This is a genomic window from Bradyrhizobium sp. AUGA SZCCT0160 (assembly GCF_018130105.1).
Taxonomy (GTDB): domain Bacteria; phylum Pseudomonadota; class Alphaproteobacteria; order Rhizobiales; family Xanthobacteraceae; genus Bradyrhizobium.
Genome location: NZ_JAFCMD010000005.1, coordinates 176725 through 195827 on the forward strand (window position 1 = coordinate 176725; position 19103 = coordinate 195827).

Genomic DNA, 19103 nt, shown 5'->3' on the forward strand with positions numbered 1-19103 from the left:
GTAACGGGTCCAGCTTCCAGCTGCGAAGTCAGCCCCATTCCGGTTTCCATTTTAAATGGGTTCGGCGCTGCGGCGTAAGAGCGCACGATCACATCTGCGGCAAATAAAAAGGGCGGCTTTGCAGCCGCCCTTCCTGATTTTCGATGGCGAAGCGCTTACTCGCCGGCCGCTTCGCGAGGCGCCGAGGCTTCCGCCGCCTTCTGCTTGGCTTCGAGGTCCTCGCCGGTCGCCTGATCGACCACCTTCATCGACAGCCGCGTCTTGCCGCGATCGTCGAAGCCGAGCAGCTTGACCTTGACCTTGTCGCCTTCCTTGACGACGTCGGAGGTCTTCTGCACCCGCGCCGAAGCGAGCTGGCTGATGTGGACGAGGCCGTCCTTGGCGCCGAAGAAGTTCACGAACGCGCCGAACTCCATCACCTTGACCACGGTGCCTTCGTAGATCTGGCCGATCTCCGGATCGGAGGCGATCGACTTGATCCACTTGATCGCGGCCTTCATGGCTTCGCCGTCGTTGGAAGCGACCTTCACGGTGCCGTCGTCCTCGATGTTGACCTTGGCGCCGGTCTTCTCGACGATCTCGCGGATCACCTTGCCGCCGGTGCCGATCACTTCACGGATCTTGTCGGTCGGGATCTTGAAGGTCTCGATGCGCGGCGCGTATTCGCCGAGCTCGGCGCGGGCATTGGTGAGCGCCTTCGACATTTCGCCGAGGATGTGGATACGCCCATCCTTGGCCTGGCCGAGTGCGACCTTCATGATCTCCTCGGTGATGCCCTCGATCTTGATGTCCATCTGCAGCGAGGTGATGCCCTGGTCGGTGCCGGCCACCTTGAAGTCCATGTCGCCGAGATGATCCTCGTCACCGAGAATGTCGGACAGAACGGCAAAGCGCGAACCTTCCAGGATCAGGCCCATCGCGATACCCGCGGTCGGCCGCTTCAGGGGAACGCCCGCATCCATCAGCGCCAGCGAAGCGCCGCAGACCGACGCCATCGACGACGATCCGTTGGATTCGGTGATCTCGGAAACCACGCGCACCGTGTAGGGGAATTCGTGGTGCGGCGGCAGGACCGGATGGATCGCGCGCCAGGCGAGCTTGCCGTGGCCGATTTCGCGGCGCTTGGTGCCGCCGAGGCGACCGGTTTCACCGACCGAGTAGGGAGGGAAGTTGTAGTGCAGCAGGAACTGCTCCTTGTAGGTTCCTGACAGCGAGTCGATGTACTGCTCGTCCTCGCCGGTGCCGAGCGTGGTCACCACCATCGCCTGGGTTTCACCGCGGGTGAACAGCGCCGAACCGTGGGCGCGCGGCAGCACGCCGACTTCGGCGATGATGCTGCGGACGGTCTTGGAATCGCGGCCGTCGATGCGCTTGCCGGTGTCGAGGATGTTCCAGCGAACGATCTTGGATTCGAGTTCCTTGAACACGCCGGCGATGCGCAGCTTGTCGTATTGCGGCTCCTGCCCTTCCGGGAAGTAGTGAGCCATCACCTTTTCCTTGGCCTTGCCGACGGCGGCGTAGCGGTCCTGCTTGATCGGAATCGCATAGGCCGAGCGCAGCTCCTGCTCGATCAGGCCGAGCATTTCCTTTTCGAGCGCGCTCTCGTCGACGATCTTGACTTCGCGCGGCTCCTTGGCGGCCTTCTCGGCGAGTTCGATGATCGCCTTGATCACCGGCTGGAAGTGCCGGTGTCCGAACATCACCGCACCGAGCATGATGTCTTCGTTGAGTTCCTTGGCTTCCGATTCCACCATCAGCACGGCGTCGGCGGTGCCGGCGACAACCAGATCGAGCTGGGTCTCGAGCATTTCGTCGAGCGTCGGGTTGAGCACATATTCGTCGTTGGCAAAGCCGACGCGGGCCGCACCGATCGGGCCCTTGAACGGCGCGCCCGAGATCGTCAGCGCCGCGGAGGCTGCTACCAACGCCAGAATGTCGGGATCATTCTCCATGTCATGCGACAGCACGGTGACGATGACCTGGGTTTCGTTGCGCCAGCCGTCGACGAACAGCGGACGGATCGGACGGTCGATCAGGCGGGAGACCAGCGTCTCCTTTTCGGTCGGCCGGCCCTCGCGCTTGAAGTAGCCGCCGGGAATGCGGCCCGCGGCGTAGGTCTTTTCCTGGTAGTCGACGGTCAGCGGCAGGAAGTCGACGCCTTCGCGCGGCGCCTTGGCGGCAACCACGGTGGCGAGCACGACGGTCTCGCCATAAGTCGCGAGCACGGCGCCGTCGGCCTGACGGGCGATCTTTCCGGTTTCAAGCTTGAGGGGACGTCCACCCCAGTCGATCTCGACTGAATGCGTATTGAACATTTCGATTTCTTTCATGGTTTCGCGAAAGCAGGGACGCCTGAAACACAAAGACCATGCGCAAGATTGCGAGACACTGATCGCAACAATTGATCAGCATCCGGCGATCCTGCCATGGTCTCTATATTTCGGATGGCGTCCATCCTCTCGGTAGTCTGGGCACCTTGCCCTGCCCAGCGGCCGGATTGCTGCTGGACGTCTATTGGACATGCGTTTCATCATGCCCTTGCGCATGATCGTCTCCGAAAATCCGGAGTCCGGGTTTCTTCCGGAAGACCATACGAAAACGCGCGCAACAGGCGCGCGCGTACTCTCGATATCAACGACGAATGTTGTGCTTTTCGAGCAGCGCCTTGTAGCGCGCCTCGTCCTTCCGCTTGATATAATCAAGCAGGGAACGGCGCGTGGCGACCATCTTCAAAAGACCCCGGCGCGAATGATTGTCCTTCACGTGGGATTTGAAGTGCCCGGTGAGGTTGTTGATGCGTTCCGACAGGATCGCAACCTGAACCTCCGGCGAGCCGGTGTCGCCGGCCTTGTTGGCATTCGTCTTGATGACTTCCGCTTTGCGTTCGGCGGTAATCGACATCGTCAAACTTTCTCATCGTTACGACCGGAACTGGCAGTCAGTCCGGTCAGGTTGAACACACGCTTGGGGATGAGTTCGCCATTGCCAATTTCGGCGAGGGCCAGAAGCCGGCCTGCCACCGTGACATAGACTGTGCCGCTACAATTGGGCGCATCCCGTCCGCGCAACAAAACGGCCTGGCCCCGGTGGAGCCTTGCCGCATCAGCCCGTGTGACGGCCAGTGCCGGGATGTCGTCCAGCGCGGTCTCAACGGGCAAAAGCGCGTCGGCGAGGCTGCCCTCGCCCGACGCGGCTCTATTACACAAAGCCTCCAACTGTTCCAGCGGAATCATGTCCGCTTCGCGGAATGGACCGACCAGGGTCCGCCGCAAGGCGCTGATATGGCCGAAACAGCCTAGAATCCGGCCGATATCGCGGGCCAGCGCCCGGACATAGGTTCCCTTGCCGCACTCGGCCTCGAACACGGATTGGCCGTTATCTCCATGTTCTACAAGGGTTAATTCGTGAATCTCGACCGGCCGCGGCTTCAGTTCGACGGTTTCGCCGTCTCTGGCCAGATCATAGGCCCGCTCGCCCTGGACCTTGATCGCGGAATATTGCGGCGGGATCTGCTCGATCAGGCCGGTGAATTGAGGCAGCAGCGCCCGGATGGAATCGGCAGAAGGCCTGAGATCGCTGGTCCTGGTCGCCCGGCCCTCGGTGTCGTCGGTGTCGCGTTCCTCGCCCCAGCTCACGGTGAAGCGGTAGCGCTTGCGGCCGTCCATCACGAACGGGACCGTCTTGGTGGCTTCGCCGAGCGCGATCGGCAAGCCGCCGGAGGCCAGCGGGTCGAGGGTACCGGCATGGCCGGCACGCTTGGCCTGGAACAGGCGCTTGAGCACCGCCACCGCGTGTGTCGAGGTCATGCCGATCGGCTTGTCGAGGATCACCCAGCCATGGACGTCGCGCTTGTCGCGGCGCGGCTGATTGTTCTGGCGTTGCTTGCCCTGATGCTTCTGACGCGGATCGTTATTGCCGCGACGTGCCTCTTCGCCAACGCGGCTGTTGCCGTCGTTGCGGGCTTCGGTAAAAATATTTTTTTCGGCGTCATGCGATTCGGCATTTTGCGAATCGATCACGCTGTTGGCGGTGGTCACAATCATCACTTGTCGTCCGAATCGGGTGCGAGGTCTCTCTGCACCGCAGGTGTTCTCAGTAATTTCTCGATCCGTTCCGCCTCATCGAATCGTTCGTCGACGCGAAAGCGAAGATCAGGCGCAAACTTTAAGTTAACGCGGTGCGCGATCTCGCCGCGCAGGAATTTCTTGTTGCGCGCGAGCGCTGCGAGCACGACATCGGTGTCGCGTCCGCCGAGCGGCATCACATAGACGGTTGCAAGCTTCAGGTCCGGTGACATGCGCACCTCCGGAACCGTGATGATGTGACCCTCAAGATCGGGGTCATGCACGCTACCTTGCGACAGAATATCGGCGACCGCATGGCGCACGGTTTCGCCGACGCGCAATTGGCGTTGCGAGCCGCCGGGGGCGGAACTCTTGCTGTGGTGGCGGGGCATGGCCGTCTCTCGAAAATAATTGGTGATGGCCGGGCTGTTCCCGGCCATCGACGTCTTTCTTGCTGCTGAATTCTCAGGGACGTGGATGCCCGGAACATAAATGCGAAGACTTAGCTTCGCGCTTTTGACCGGGCATGCCGTCGAACTAGTACAGTGTCTTCCGACGAAGCCGTAAGGTTCAGACTTACAGGCTCCGCTGGATCGTCTCCACGCGATAACACTCGATAACATCGCCGACACGCATGTCGCCGTAATTCTCGAACGCCATGCCGCATTCCTGACCGGATTGCACTTCCTTCACTTCATCCTTGAAGCGCTTCAGCGTCGAGAGCTTGCCTTCATGCACAACGACGTTGTCGCGAATGAGGCGCACATTGGCGCCGCGTTCCACGGTGCCGTCGGTGACACGGCAGCCGGCGACCTTGCCGACCTTGGAAATGTTGAACACTTCCAGGATCTGCGCGTTGCCCAGCATGGTTTCGCGCAGCGTCGGCGCGAGCAGGCCGGACATCGCCTTTTTGATGTCGTCGACCAGATCGTAGATGATGTTGTAATAGCGGATCTCGATGCCGTTGCGCTTGGCCGCAGCCGCCGCTTCCTTGTTGGCGCGAACCGAGAAGCCGATGATGGCGGCGTTGAAACCTTCCGCCAGCGTTACGTCGGATTCGGAGATGCCGCCGACGCCGGCATGCAGGATCCGAGCGGCAACTTCGTCGGTGCCGAGCTTTTCCAGCGATCCCAGGATGGCTTCGAGCGAACCTTGCACGTCGGCCTTGATGATCAGCGGGAATTCCTTGCGGCCCGACGTCTTGAGCTGCGACATCATCTGTTCGAGCGAACCGCGCATGCCGGAAATCGAGGCCGCCGCGTTTTCGCGCTTCTGGTGGGCGCGATAGCTCGTGACCTGGCGGGCGCGGGCTTCGTTCTCGACCACCGCGAGGCGGTCGCCGGCTTCCGGCGGGCCGTTGAAGCCGAGCACCTCGACCGGCACCGAAGGTCCGGCCTCATCGATGTTCACGCCCTGATCGTTGATAAGGGCGCGGACGCGGCCCATTTCGGCGCCGGCCACGATGATGTCGCCGATGCGCAGGGTTCCGCGCTGCACCAGCACGGTCGCAACCGGACCCCGGCCGCGGTCGAGCCGGGCTTCGATCACGGTGCCTTCGGCGGGACGTTCCGCGTTGGTCTTGAGGTCGAGCAGTTCGGCCTGCAGCGCGATCATTTCCAGCAGCTTGTCGAGATTGGTCTTGTTCTTGGCTGACACCTCGACGTCGACGACTTCACCGCCGAACGACTCGACCTGAACCTCGTGCTGCAACAGCTCGGTGCGCACGCGCTCCGGCTTGGCGTCGGGCTTGTCGATCTTGTTGATCGCGATGATCATCGGAACCTTCGCCGCCTTGGCGTGGTTGATCGCCTCGATGGTCTGCGGCATGACGCCGTCATCGGCCGCCACCACCAGGATCACGATATCGGTGACCTTGGCGCCGCGCGCACGCATCGCGGTGAACGCGGCGTGGCCGGGCGTATCGATGAAGGTGATCTTCTTGCCGCTTTCCGGCGAGGTCACCTGATAGGCGCCGATATGCTGGGTGATGCCGCCGGCTTCGCCCGAAACCACGTTGGCATGGCGGAGCGCGTCGAGCAGCGAGGTCTTGCCGTGGTCGACATGGCCCATCACGGTCACGACCGGCGAACGCGGTTCGGTGTCGGTGGAATCGTCGACGATGTCGAACAGACCCTCTTCGACGTCGGACGCGGCCACGCGCTTGACGGTATGGCCCAATTCCTCGGCGATCAGCTGCGCGGTGTCGGCGTCGATCACGTCGGTGATCTTGTGCATCGCGCCCTGCTTCATCAGCAGACGGATGACGTCGACCGCGCGTTCCGACATGCGGTTGGCGAGCTCCTGGATGTTGATGGCTTCCGGGATCACCACTTCGCGGATGATCTTTTCCTTCGGCTCGTTCGAGGCATGCCCCTTCAGGCGCTGGGTGCGGCGTCGGAACGAGGCGATCGAACGCTCGCGCACATTGTCGGCGTCCAGGGCAGTGACCAGCGTCAGGCGGCCGCGTTCCTTTTGCGGTCCGGGCTTGTGGGTCGTCTTCGGCGGCACGGCGGGGCGCATGGCGCCGCCGGGACCACGGCGGATCTGGCGCGGACCTTCATCCTCATCGGAAGCGTCGGCGGCGACGCCCGGCGCGCGCGCGGGCGGCACGGCCGAAGCCGTCGGCCGGGCCGCGGGACGCGCGGTGGTGGTGGTGCCGGGTGCGGTCGTCGTTGCGGTCTTGGCTTCGGCTTCGCCAAATCGCTTCTTGGCTTCGCTTTCCGCCTTGCGCTTGGCTTCCTCTTCGATGCGGTGACGTTCTTCCTCGGCCTTGCGGCGCGCTTCGGCGGCTTCGCGCTCGGCCTGCTCGATGCCCTCGCGGCTTGCGCGGCGCTTGGCTTCTTCTTCGGCGAGACGACGTTCCTCGATGTCACGGACCTTGGCATCGGCCAAGGCGCTCGCGCGCGCGGAGCGTTCATCCTCGGTCAGCGTGCGCAGCACCACGCCGGAGCCGGCGCGGGGCGCGGCTGGCGCGGAGGGACGGCTTGGCGCCTTGGCGACGACCGGCGCCGGCTTGGCGACGACCGGTTCGGGCGCATGGGTTTCGCCGGCGGGCGCGTCGCCGCCGAGGCGGCGCTTGCCGCGCTTCTCGACCACGACCTGCTTGGTCCGGCCATGGCTGAAGCTCTGGCGTACGGTGCCCGTCTCGACGCGTGGCTTGAGCGTCAAGGTCTTGGTCGGGACACTCAAAGTCTTGTCGCCAGGCGTTTTGGTATCAACCATTCAGCAGTCCTAATCTTGTTGCGTTGTGCGCATTCGCACAGTCGTTAAAGCAAGTCTTGTTAGTCAGAATTTCTGGCCGCTTCCTTCGGTCTTGTCGTCATCGGCCATCCGGTATCGGACCAGGATCTGGCAGCGCGACAGGAACGTCTTGCTCGCCGGGCCCGCGAGCAGGGCAGCATGTATCACATTTGACCGCCCCAGTGCCAAATCCAATTCTGCCGACGTCAGAACATTGACGATCGGAAATTCCGCCGATTCATCCGCATTTCCGCGCTTTTGCCGCGCGATCGCGTCCAATTTGCGGATTCCGTCGACCGCCCCGTCGGAAGCGTGGATCAGGGCCTGGGCCTCCCCGCCCCGGAGCGCGCCCTCGACCTTGCTGAAACCGGAGACGACCTGGCCGGCCTTGGCGACCATCGCCAGCGCCTCGGTGCAGCTTCGAACCAGCAAAGCCTCGGTGTCGGCGGGGAGGGTCGCGGCGGCCCGGATGTCGCGCTTGAAACCCCTGCTAAATTGGTTACGCCGCACCGCTTCCGCAACGGTCCGGCGCGATGCCAAGACCCACAGGCCGCGGCCGGGAAGCTTGCGCTTCAGATCCGGAACGACCTCGCCCTGGGGCGAGACCACGAACCGGATCAGTTCGTCGATCGGGCGCACCTCACGGGTGACCGCGCACATCCGCATCGTCGCGGACCTGTCGGTCCGCGGTCCGTTGTCGAGATCGGGGTCAACCATGGCGAGCATGCGCGGGGCATCTCCTTACGCCGTCTGGTCTTCGGTGGCTTCCGCCGCCTCGGACTGCTTGGCAAGATCGGCCTCGGTGATCCAGCCGGCGATGACGCGGGCCTGCATGATCATGCGCTCGGCATCGTCGCGCGAGATTTCGTTGGCGTCGAGAATGCCGGGGAACTTGGTCGGCTCGGCGCCTTCCTTGCGCTCGGTCCAGCCAACCAGATCGTCGGTGGCGCAACCGGCCAGATCCTCGACCGACTTGATGTCGTTCTCGCCGAACTTGACCAGCATCTTCGAGGTCACGCCGGGTACTGTCTTCAAAGCGTCATCCACACCGAGTTCCTTGCGTTTGTTTTCCAGCTCGGTCTCGAGCTGCTCCAGGTATTCTTTTGCACGGCTCTGCAGTTCGTTGGCGGTCTCCTCGTCGAAGCCCTCGATGCCGGCGAGTTCCTTGACGTCGACCAGCGCGAGTTCCTCGACCGAGGTGAAACCTTCCGACGCCAGCAGCTGGCCGACCACTTCGTCGACATTCAGCGCTTCCATGAACACCCGCGTCGAATTCTCGAAATCGGCCTGACGGCGCTCGGATTCTTCCTGCTCGGTGAGGATGTCGATGTCCCAGCCGGTCAGCTGCGAAGCGAGCCGCACGTTCTGTCCGCGGCGGCCGATCGCCAGCGACAGCTGGTTGTTGGTGTCGGGCACCACGACCTCGATGCGCTCGCGGTCTTCGTCGATCACGACCTTGGCGACTTCGGCGGGCGCCAGCGCGTTGACGACGAAGGTCGCAATATCGGGCGACCACGGAATGATGTCGATCTTCTCGCCCTGCAGTTCGTTCACCACCGCCTGCACGCGCGAACCGCGCATACCGACGCAGGCGCCGACCGGATCGACCGAGGAATCCCGCGAAATAACGCCGATTTTGGCGCGCGAGCCGGGATCGCGGGCCACCGCCTTGATCTCGACGATGCCGTCATAGATTTCCGGCACTTCCTGCGCGAACAGCTTTGCCATGAACTGCGGATGGGTGCGGGACAGGAAGATCTGCGGCCCGCGGGTTTCGCGGCGTACGTCGAAGATATAGGCGCGGACGCGGTCGCCGTTGCGGAACACTTCGCGCGGCAGCATCTCGTCACGGCGCACGATGGCTTCGCCGCGGCCGAGATCGACGATCACGCTGCCATATTCGACGCGCTTGACGATGCCGTTGACGATGTCGCCGATGCGGTCCTTGAATTCCTGGTACTGCCGGTCGCGCTCGGCCTCGCGCACCTTCTGCACGATCACCTGCTTGGCGGACTGGGCGGCGATGCGGCCATATTCCAGCGGCGGCAGGGTGTCGGCGATGGTGTCGCCGACCTGGGCGCCCGGATTGGCGCGCTGCGCATCGGCCAGCGAAATCTGGTTCGACGAATTCTCCACCACGTCGACGACCAGCATGTGGCGCGACAGCCGCAGCTCGCCCTTCTTGGCGTCGATCTCGGCGTGAACGTCGGTCTCGCTGCCGTAGCGGGCGCGGGCCGCTTTGGCGATGGCGTCTTCCATCGCCGCGATCACGATGCCGCGGTCGATCGACTTTTCGCGGGCAACCGCGTCTGCGATCTGCAGCAGTTCGAGTTTATTGGCGCTGACAGCTGCCATGGCTCAGTCTCCTTCGGTGGGATCGAATTCGCCGCCGGGCAAACCTTGCGCGGCGAGGCGATGTTTCTTGGTATTCTTCGGTAACGGCTTCTTCAGCGGCTTGCTCAGTGTCTTGGGCTTCGGCTTGTTGCTCTTGGCCGGATCGCTTTTTTTGGCGTGCGGCGGGGGCGGCGGCTCGAGCCCGAGATTCTGCCGCAGCTCGCGCTCGGCGGCCTTGCCGCGCCGCATCGATTCCGCGATCAACTCGTCGGTGAGAACCAGGCGGGCGTCGGCGATGTCTTCCATCACCAGCAGCACGTCGGCATCTTCGTCCGCGCGGATGTCATCGCGATGAAGCCGCACCGCATCGCCTTCGACGCCCTGCAGCGTACCACGAAAGCGCTTGCGGCCCTGATGGGCGAGCGCCATCTCGATCTTCACGAGATGACCGACATAGCGTTCGAAGTCCGAACGGCGCACCAGCGGACGATCGATGCCGGGCGATGAGATTTCCAGCCGATAAGCGCGCTCGATCGGATCGGCGACGTCCAGCACCGGCGACAGCGCACGCGAAATCGCCTCGCAATCCTCGATCTGCATGGTGCCGTCGGGCCGCTCGGCCATGATCTGGACCGTGCAGCCGGCCTCGCCGGAAATCTTGATCCGCACCAGCCGGTAGCCCATGCCCTGCAATACCGGTCCTGCCACGGCGGAAACCCGCGCGGCGACGCCCGGCTCGACCACGAGCCGCGGCTCGGCGAGCAGGTCAAGATCCTCTGAAACAGCAGTTGGCTCGGTCATGTCCAGGGTCAAAAGCGTCTTTACTTACATGAGGTTAGGCCGGGTCTAACCCGGATCCGGCCGGTTCCCTGAACCGCGCCGTGAGGCCCTTCTGGGCTGGGCTTGTTCAGGTAATAAAAAAGAGCGGGTCCCGAAGGGCCCACTCTCAATACGCGATCGTATGAGAACCATAAGTTGCGGCGGATATAGCGGTTTTTCCGCAATCCGGCAAGGCCTTGCACGCCCCGTTAAGGGAGATTTTGAGTCCTGACCGAGCGGGCCAAAGCCTAACCCTTCATTCACGAACGGTACCTAGATTGCCGAAAACCAGCCAATTCGGCCGGTTTGGATAGGTTTATGACGCCAGCGACAACGCTGATCCCAGGACTGGACGACATCGTCAGGGGCGGCGATCCCAAGCGCCGCGCCGATGCCGCGCGCCGGATCAGTGAATTATTCCTGCAGGGTGCTGCCAATTTCGGCGCCGATCACGTCGATCTGTTCGACGGCGTATTGAGCAGCCTGGTCCCCCATGCCGACCTTGCCGCGCGAGCCGAGCTCGCCGAGCGGCTGTCGCTGCTTGTCAACGCGCCGCGCGGGCTGGTCGGGCAGCTCGCCCATGAGGACGAAATTGCCATTGCGGGCCCGCTGCTGCGGCGCTCGCCTGTCATCGACGAAAACATCCTGGTCGAAATCGCCAGCGTGAAGGGTCAGGGCCATCTGCTGGCGATGTCGGATCGGCCGACGCTCTCTCCCGATCTTACCGATGTCATCGTGCGGCGCGGCGACCGCGATGTCGTCAGGCGCACGGCGGGCAATGCCGGTGCGGCGTTCTCGTCGGACGGCTATTCGACCTTGATCAAGCGCGCCGGCCAGGACGGCGTGCTGACGCTCAAGATCGGCCAGCGCGACGATCTCTCCGCCGAACAACTGAAAGACCTTTTAGCCGGAACGATCGATGTGGTTCGCCGCCGCCTGTTCACAGTCGTCAAGCCGGCGCGGCAGGTGGCGATCAAGCGGGCGATCAACGAAATCTCCGGCGCTGTCGAACGAACAGACAGCGGCCGCGACTTCGAGGCGGCGCAGCGCACGATCCTCGCGCTGCACCGCGACGGCCAACTGGTCGAAAGTGCGCTGCTCAACTTCGCCAAGGCAAACAAATACGAGGAATCCGTCGCCGCGCTGGCGGCGATGACCGGCGTGAAGATCACGACCCTCGACCGGCTGATTGCCGGCGACCGCTACGATCCGATCCTGATCGCCGGCAAGGCGGTCGGCCTCGAATGGGCCACCGTGCGCGCACTGATCCTGCTCCGGCTGGGCCCGAACCGGACGGCGTCATCGGCCGATATCGAAAGCGCGCGCATGAATTTCGCGCGCCTGATGCCCACGACCGCCGAGCGTGTCGTCGGCTTCTGGAAAACCCGCTCGACGGTTTGAGTTTTCCTGCAACTACCTAGCCGTCATGCCCGGCCATAGTAGTCTGCCTTGTGCAGACTACGTACACTTGTCTGCACTGCCGGGCATCCACGTCTTCCTTATATGGGCAAGACGTGGATGGCCGGGACATAGGCGAGCGCAAGCGACGCCGTCCTTCAGACGGCTATGCCCGGCCATGACGAAACTTGAGTTTGTCAGGAACCCACCCGCCGAAACCTCAAATACGCCGCAACACGTCCCTCGCGCTCTGCCTTCCGTCCATAGCGCGTCATCGTGTAACCGGCCCACGGCTCGCGCCAATCGGCGGCACGTTCCGCCATCCAGGAAAAATCCGGCGAACGCAGCAGATGCGCCAGCGTCCATGCGCAGTAATCGTCGATGTCGCTGACGAAGCGAAATTCGGCCCCGGGCCTGAGGATGCGGGCCATCGCGGCCACCGTGGCGTCCTGCACGAAGCGCCGCTTCCAGTGCCGGCGCTTCGGCCAGGGATCGGGATGGATCAGATCGATCCGCGCCAGAGATCGCGGCGGCGCCCATGCCAGCAATTCGGCGGCGTCGCCGGCGTAAAGCCTGATATTGCCGATGTTGTGGGCTTCGATCTGCGTCAGGATTTTCGCCATGCCGTTGACATAGGGCTCGCAGCCGATGAACCCGATATCGGGAAACGCCTGCGCTTCGGCAATCAGATGTTCGCCGCCGCCGAATCCGATTTCCAGCCTGACAGCATCGGGCTTCGACTCGAAGATGTCGGTGAGATCATCGGGCGCGGGGCTTCCGATATCCAGCGCCAGATGCGGCAGCAGATTGTCGATCAGGTCGGCCTGATGGATGCGCAGCTTGTGGCCCTTGCGGCGGCCGAAGAACGAGCCGTGCGCATGCGCGGCGGCGCCGTCATCCGGCGGCGCGTCGCGATCGCCGATGTCGCGGGGTGAGACCGTCATCGCAGCGTCTGGTACAGCCGGTGCAGCAGCCGCGCCCTCGGCTCGATCGAGGAGATGTACATCTGCTCGTAATGGGTATGCGCGCCCTTGCCGTCGACCCCGAGGCCGTCGAGCGTCGCCGTGTGGGGCGCGGTGAAATTGCCGTCGCTGCCACCGCCGGTGAAGGTGTCGACGAGATCGAAACCGATTTCGGCCGCGAGCGTCTTGGCGTGCTCATAAAGCGCCGCACCGGAGTTGCTCTTTTCGTAAGGCGGGCGATTCAGTTCGCCGGTGACGGTGACGCTGACGCCCTCGGTGCGTGATTTCAGGCCGAGGATCCTGGGCACCAGCTCGTCGGATTCGGCAATGCCGGGCACGCGCATGTCGACTTCGGCATAGGCCTCCTCTGCGATCACGTTTGGCTTGGTGCCGCCCCTGACGACGCCGACATTGACGGACACGCCACGCTTGAGGTCGTTCATCGCCTCCAGCGTCTGAATGACGTTGCCGAGTTCGCGGATGGCGCTGCGGCCGTCCTCGGGCCGCGTGCCGGCATGCGACGGCACGCCCTTGATGAAGACTTCGAAGCGCGCGACGCCCTTGCGTCCGGTGACGATTTTGCCGCCGTCGCGGGCAGGCTCGGTCACCAGCACATACTTGGCCTTGCGCCCCTCCGTCTCGATCAGGGCACGCGACGTCGGGCTGCCGATTTCTTCATCGGAGACGAACATCTGGGTGATGCCGAGCGGCGATCGCGCGCCGTCCGCACAAATCTGGCGAAAGGCATGGTAGGCGAGATAGGCGCCGCCCTTCATGTCATAAATGCCGGGACCGAAGACGCTGTCGCCCTCGATCGTGAACGGCAGCCGCTCGATGAATCCCAAGGGATGCACGGTATCGAGATGGCTCAGCACCAGGATGCCCGGCGCGTCCTGCCCCCATGACGAACGCGCGACCACATGATCGCCGCATCCGTCCTTTCCTGCGATCCGCTCAACGGTCGCGGGCAGGTCGTGGTAGCCGTCAGTGACGAGGTCGGCGAGCTTGTTGACCTGTGCGGGCACCTCGGTCGGCGTCTCGATTTCGACCCAGCGGCGGATGCCGTCGAGGATCGAACTGGAATCAAACGGATTGGCGGTGGTTGCGGTCATCAGCGCTTTGCCTTCAAGGAATTTCGGGCCAAGGATTTTCGGTCCAAGCAATTTCAGCCAATGTCATGCGCTCGCGCCGGCGGGCGCGTCAATCGGAACATCCGGTGATGGCAGCTGAATCAGCGCTGGTCGGGGCCTTCGCGCGCGGCGATCTGTTCGACCAGTTCGACGATACTGCGGCGCATTTTGGCGTCGGTGATGCGCGTAAACGCCCGCGTCAGCGACAGGCCTTCGGAAGTGGCGAGAAAGTCGGCAACGTAGGCGGGCGAACCGGATTCGCTGAAGCCATCGGCATTGACAGCACCGCTCGGCCCGCCGTCGAACAAAAACGAAACCGGCACCTGCAAGATTTCCGAGATCCGCTGCAGGCGGCTGGCGCCGACCCGGTTGGTGCCCTTTTCGTATTTCTGAACCTGCTGGAAGGTGAGGCCCAATGCCTCGCCGAGTTTTTCCTGGCTCATGCCCAGCATGATGCGTCGCATGCGAACGCGGCTGCCGACATATTTGTCAACAGGATCTGGCGCTTTGGTGGACATCTCCAACACTCCTGGGATTGCGCCGGGGAATGAGGCATAGCGGAGTATGCCTCAGGCGCCGGTACCGTCAAATCCTGCTCGGAGGATCGGGTTGAACTGCGGACAATTTGAGCAATGAACTGACTGGTTCTTGTTTTTGGTTGCGGAACCCAGAATGCGAATTACGCGGTCGGTCTGTCAACTAGTTAGTGGATTGGCGCAGGTTGCGTTTTTTGGGCGACCGCAACACCGGCAGTATGCAAAACTTTAGGCTTTTCGCCTCGCAAAGCGGCGCCGGGTGACCAGCAGCAACGCAACAGCCACCATCATGCCCGCTGGAATGTCTCTAAGCCGCGCGTAAATCGTCGGCGACAAAGCCGTTGGCAGGTTGGCGTCCAGCACGCCTTCAATACCAAGGCCGAGCCGTGCGACAATGCGCCCCGACGGATCGATCACGGCTGAAATGCCGGTGTTGGCTGCACGAACAACGGGCAGGCCTTCTTCGATGGCGCGCAGGCGCGCCTGCTGCAGATGCTGATAGGGACCGGTCGAAATTCCAAACCAGCCGTCATTGGTGACGTTGATGATCCAGCCCGGGCGCTCGTCCCCTGTCGTTATATCTCCGGGGAATACCGCCTCATAGCAAATCAGGGGCAGCGCGCGCGGCGCGTTCGGTATTTCCATGGCGCGGCGGCGGGTGCCCGGGATGAACCCGCCCTGGACCCTCGTCAACTGCACGAAGCCGAGCTTTTCCATCAGGCTCTGGAACGGCAGATATTCGCCGAACGGCACCAGATGCAGCTTGTCGTAGACCGACAGCACGCTGCCGTCATGGTCGATCGTATATATCGAGTTGTAGGCGCGCGTCACTCGCACGCCCGGCGGGAGGTCGGGCGCACGCACCGAGCCGGTGATCAGCACCGTCCCCCTAGGCAGCAGGTCGGCGATCTGCGCCATCGCATCGGCTTCGCGGGTCAAAAAGAACGGGAACGCCGATTCCGGCCAGATCAAAATGTTTGCGTCGCTGACGCCGGTCGATTGGGGCCCCGAAGCCCGATCGGACAGTGTCAGATACTTCTGCATCACCTCCGCCTTGGCGGCGTAATTGAATTTGACGTCCTGCTGCAGATTGGGCTGCATGATGCGCAGCTTGACCTTTGTCAGCACGGTCGGCTGCAGCGACAGCCTGATGGCGCCGAACACGGCCATGACAGCGAGCAGGCCGAGCGCCGCCGCCGGCGCGAGCCAGGGTTTTCGCCCCCGCGAGGTGCCATCGATCAGGACCGCCGGGCTTGCGAAGATCGCCACCGTGAGGAACGTCATCCCCCACAGCCCGATCAGCGATGCCGTCTGGGCCAGCGCCAGCGGCTCCGACAGCGCGTAGCCGAACGAATTCCAGGGAAATCCCGACAGCAGATGGCCGCGCAGCCACTCCGTTATCGTCAGGCTGATCGCGAGCGCGAGCAGGCGCGAAGCGTCGCGGGTCCAGAGCAGGCGCGCCAGCGCAAAGGCTGCCGCGGTGAACAGCGCGAGATAGGCCGGCAGGCCCAGCACCGCGAACGGCATCAGCCAGGCGAACGTTGGCGCATCGACCAGGAAGGCGTAACCGATCCAGTAAAGTCCGACGACGAAATAGCCGAGCCCGAACCAGAAGCCCGACATCGCGGCCGCCGGCACGCCGCGCCATCGCCCCGCACCGGCGCCGTCGATCAGCCAGACCGCGACCGGAAAGGTCAGGAACAGCACCGGCCATGCATTGAACGGCGCCATCGCCAGCGCCGACAATGCGCCGGCCACCAGCGCAAGGGCCGCGCGCTTCCATCCCCACGCCAGGATGATCGCAAGACCGGCGGTGCGAAGTTTGCTGGCGGGAATCACTGCGAGCCGGCTCCATCGCTGGACGATGGCGGCGCGTTGTCATTGGCCTGCGGCGCATTGGGGTCGGGCGCAGCTTCGCGGCGGCGGCTTTCGCGCTGCGTGCGGGGGGCGGGCCGTTCCTTGCGGACGGCAATGCGCAGCCGCTTGACCCGCCGTGGATCGGCGTCGAGCACTTCGATTTCGTAATTGCCGGGGCCTGAAATGATCTCGCCGCGTAGCGGCAGGCGGCCGACCTGTGACACCAGATAGCCGCCAAGGGTTGCGACCTCTTCGTCCTCGCCGGCGATGAAATCCTCGCTGATCACCGAGCGGGCGTCCTCGAGGCTGGCGCGGGCATCGGCGATGAATGAATTGTCCGCCTGCCGCACGATCGCCGGCGGCTCGTCGCTGTCATGTTCGTCGTCGATTTCGCCGACGATCTGTTCGACGATGTCCTCGATCGACACCAGCCCGTCGGTGCCGCCATATTCGTCGACCACCAGCGCCAGATGGATGCGCGAGGCCTGCATCTGCGCCAGAAGGTCGATCGCCCGCATCGACGGCGGCACGAAGAGCAGCTTGCGGATGATGTTGGCGTCCGCCAGCGGCTGCGCCAGATCGACCGCGCGCATATCGAGGCCCGCGGGGAACGGTTTCTTGCGCTTGGCCTTGGTGGTGTCGCCGATGCGCGCCTTCGCGGTCATGAACGCCAGGAGGTCGCGGATGTGCACGATGCCCTCGGGGTCGTCGAGGGTTTCGTTGTAGACGACGAGGCGTGAATGCGCCGCGCTTTCGAACAGGCTCATCAATTCGCCGAGCGGGATGTCGCGCTTGACCGCGACGATGTCGGCGCGATGCACCATCACGTCGGCGATGCGCCGTTCGTGCAGCCCGAGGATATTGCGCAGCATGGTGCGCTCGATGGCGGAAAAGCCCACCTCGTCCGGCGTCGAGGCATCGAGCACGACCTGCAGATCGGCGCGGACCGATCCCGGCTTCCAGCCGAACAGCGTGCGGATCGCGCGCGTCAGCCAGTTCTCCGCTGTCGGGCGCAGCACCTCGCCTTCCTGCACCACGGCCGGAAGGTTAGGCATGTTGCGCGGATTGTCGTGGGTAGGGTCGGAGTCCGGCATGTCAGTCCATCCGCTCCCGGTCCGCATGGGGATCGCGATCCGCATACGGATCCGGAATGCCGAGCTGCGCGAGGATCTCCTGCTCGAGACTCTCCATGGCTTCGGCGTCGTCGTCTTTTTCGTGATCGTAGCCGATCAGATGCAGGAACCCGTGCACCGCAAGATGGCTGAGATGGTGATCGAACGGTTTTTGTTCGTCGTCGGCCTCTTTGCGCGTCGTCTCATAGGCGATGGCGATATCGCCGAGCATGCGCGGTGCATCGTCGGGCGTTCCCGCACCGGTCGGCTGCAACGCCGGAAACGATAGCACATTGGTCGGCTTGTCGATGCTGCGCCAATTGCTGTTCAGGGTTCGAATCCCGGAATCGTCGGTCAGCATGACTGCCAGTTCCGCTTCGCCGACATCGGCATCGGCGATTTCAGCGGCGGCGTTGATGGCGCGATGGATCACCGCCTCGGCGTCGGGCTCGGTCTGCCAGCAATCGGCGACCACGAGGACTTCGGTTACGGGGTGGACGGAAGACAATTTCGTTCCAGGGTTTTGCAGTCCAGCATTTAGGTTGCGGCCCGGGCCCGCCTGCTGCGGGCCCAAAGCCAAAGGTCTGGCCATCAGGATCTGCCGGTCGCCGGTTTTTGCGGCAAGCCCTCATAGGCGGCGACGATCCGCGCCACCAGTTCATGGCGGATGACGTCTTCGGCGGTGAACTTCACCTGCGCGATCCCCTCGACGCCGTCGAGCAGCTTGACGGCCTCGGCAAGTCCCGAGGTCTGGCCATTCGGCAGGTCGACCTGCGAGGGGTCGCCGGTGATGATCATGCGGCTGTTCTCGCCAAGCCGGGTCAGGAACATCTTCATCTGCATCGAGGTGGTGTTCTGCGCCTCGTCCAGGATGATGACGGCGTTGGTCAGCGTGCGGCCGCGCATAAAGGCGAGCGGCGCGATCTCGATTTCGCCGCCCTGCAGCGCGCGCTCGACGACGCGCGCATCCATCAGATCATACAGCGCGTCGTAGATCGGCCGCAGATAGGGATCGACTTTTTCGCGGAGGTCGCCGGGCAGGAAGCCGAGCCGTTCGCCGGCTTCGACCGCGGGCCGCGTCAGGATGATGCGATCGACTTCCTTGCGCTCGAACAATTGCGCGGCATGCGCCACCGCAAGCCAGGTCTTGCCGGTGCCGGCCGGGCCGACGCCGAACACCATCTCGCTGCGTTTCAGCGCGCGGATGTAGGAATCCTGCGCGGCGGTGCGCGCCCGCACCGGGCGCTTGCGCAGATTGATGGTCTCGAAGGCGTTCTTGGCGGCCTTGGGGTCGAATTCAAACAGCGACCCCTGCGCGATCACGGCGCGGATGGCGCCTTCGACGTCGCCCTGCGCCAGATCCTGTCCCAGCACCGCCTGGGCGTAGAGCGTCTCGAGGACGCGCCGTGCAGCGTCGCAGCCGTCGCGCGACCCGGCGATGGTGATGTGATTGCCGCGCGAATCCACGACGACGCCAAGCCGGCGTTCGATCAGCGCGAGATTCTGCCCGTAAGGGCCGACCAGCGCGGAAGCGGCGCGGTTGTCGTCGAAGTCGATGACGACTTGGGTTTCGGGCGGTATTTGCATGTCGCGATCAAATTTGCGGCTGGGAGCAAGCGAAGGTGAATCCGATGCGCTTTTTGGCAAGGGT

The 19103-nt window shown here is 63.7% G+C and carries 16 protein-coding genes; 1 reads left to right on the forward strand and 15 read right to left on the reverse strand.

The window, feature by feature from the left end:
• Window positions 1–155: 155 nt before the first annotated feature.
• The 8 genes from pnp to rimP form a co-directional block, all read right to left on the reverse strand.
• A complete protein-coding gene (gene pnp / locus JQ558_RS10805; RefSeq protein ID WP_212276790.1) occupies window positions 156–2315 on the reverse strand; it encodes a polyribonucleotide nucleotidyltransferase in 2160 nt (719 codons plus the stop codon).
• A 316-nt stretch (window positions 2316–2631) separates the two neighbouring features.
• The gene (gene rpsO, locus JQ558_RS10810; protein WP_074272228.1) at window positions 2632–2901 is read right to left on the reverse strand and encodes a 30S ribosomal protein S15; all 270 of its coding nucleotides are present in this window, start codon (window positions 2899–2901) and stop codon (window positions 2632–2634) included.
• 2 nt (window positions 2902–2903) lie between these two features.
• Window positions 2904–4043 carry a tRNA pseudouridine(55) synthase TruB gene (gene truB, locus JQ558_RS10815; protein WP_212210000.1) on the reverse strand — a complete coding sequence of 380 codons (1140 nt, stop codon included), beginning with the start codon at window positions 4041–4043 and terminating at the stop codon, window positions 2904–2906.
• A complete protein-coding gene (gene rbfA / locus JQ558_RS10820) occupies window positions 4043–4456 on the reverse strand; it encodes a 30S ribosome-binding factor RbfA (RefSeq protein WP_211995415.1) in 414 nt (137 codons plus the stop codon). The genes truB and rbfA overlap by 1 nt, the downstream gene beginning before the upstream one ends.
• A gap of 184 nt (window positions 4457–4640) precedes the next feature.
• Window positions 4641–7286, reverse strand: coding sequence for a translation initiation factor IF-2 (gene infB, locus JQ558_RS10825; protein WP_212209998.1), 2646 nt, complete (start codon window positions 7284–7286; stop codon window positions 4641–4643).
• Window positions 7287–7349: 63 nt separating this feature from the next.
• On the reverse strand, window positions 7350–8030 hold the full coding sequence (locus JQ558_RS10830) for an RNA-binding protein (protein WP_212209997.1): 681 nt from the start codon (window positions 8028–8030) through the stop codon (window positions 7350–7352).
• A 15-nt stretch (window positions 8031–8045) separates the two neighbouring features.
• Window positions 8046–9659, reverse strand: coding sequence for a transcription termination factor NusA (gene nusA, locus JQ558_RS10835; protein WP_192736271.1), 1614 nt, complete (start codon window positions 9657–9659; stop codon window positions 8046–8048).
• A 3-nt stretch (window positions 9660–9662) separates the two neighbouring features.
• Window positions 9663–10439 carry a ribosome maturation factor RimP gene (rimP, locus tag JQ558_RS10840; RefSeq protein ID WP_212209996.1) on the reverse strand — a complete coding sequence of 259 codons (777 nt, stop codon included), beginning with the start codon at window positions 10437–10439 and terminating at the stop codon, window positions 9663–9665.
• A gap of 336 nt (window positions 10440–10775) precedes the next feature.
• On the opposite strand from rimP, the gene JQ558_RS10845 reads away from it, so the two are divergent.
• Complete coding sequence (locus JQ558_RS10845) at window positions 10776–11858, forward strand: DUF2336 domain-containing protein (RefSeq protein ID WP_212209995.1); 1083 nt, start codon at window positions 10776–10778, stop codon at window positions 11856–11858.
• 194 nt (window positions 11859–12052) lie between these two features.
• Here JQ558_RS10845 and JQ558_RS10850 read toward each other — a convergent pair whose 3' ends face one another.
• The 7 genes from JQ558_RS10850 to JQ558_RS10880 form a co-directional block, all read right to left on the reverse strand.
• On the reverse strand, window positions 12053–12799 hold the full coding sequence (locus JQ558_RS10850; RefSeq protein ID WP_212293616.1) for a tRNA (guanine(46)-N(7))-methyltransferase TrmB: 747 nt from the start codon (window positions 12797–12799) through the stop codon (window positions 12053–12055).
• Window positions 12796–13929: a M20 family metallopeptidase gene (locus JQ558_RS10855; RefSeq protein ID WP_212293617.1), complete on the reverse strand. Its 1134-nt coding sequence runs from the start codon at window positions 13927–13929 to the stop codon at window positions 12796–12798. Before JQ558_RS10855 ends, JQ558_RS10850 begins: the two co-directional genes overlap by 4 nt.
• A 119-nt stretch (window positions 13930–14048) precedes the next feature.
• Complete coding sequence (locus JQ558_RS10860) at window positions 14049–14465, reverse strand: helix-turn-helix domain-containing protein (RefSeq protein WP_212209992.1); 417 nt, start codon at window positions 14463–14465, stop codon at window positions 14049–14051.
• Between the two features lie 246 nt (window positions 14466–14711).
• A complete protein-coding gene (gene lnt / locus JQ558_RS10865; protein WP_212293618.1) occupies window positions 14712–16322 on the reverse strand; it encodes an apolipoprotein N-acyltransferase in 1611 nt (536 codons plus the stop codon).
• Window positions 16319–17434, reverse strand: a complete 1116-nt coding sequence (locus JQ558_RS10870; RefSeq protein ID WP_249119655.1) for a hemolysin family protein — start codon at window positions 17432–17434, stop codon at window positions 16319–16321. Before JQ558_RS10870 ends, lnt begins: the two co-directional genes overlap by 4 nt.
• A gap of 1 nt (window position 17435) precedes the next feature.
• The gene (ybeY, locus tag JQ558_RS10875) at window positions 17436–17960 is read right to left on the reverse strand and encodes an rRNA maturation RNase YbeY (RefSeq protein WP_249142425.1); all 525 of its coding nucleotides are present in this window, start codon (window positions 17958–17960) and stop codon (window positions 17436–17438) included.
• Between the two features lie 83 nt (window positions 17961–18043).
• Window positions 18044–19099, reverse strand: coding sequence for a PhoH family protein (locus tag JQ558_RS10880; RefSeq protein ID WP_212209984.1), 1056 nt, complete (start codon window positions 19097–19099; stop codon window positions 18044–18046).
• Window positions 19100–19103 lie beyond the last annotated feature (4 nt).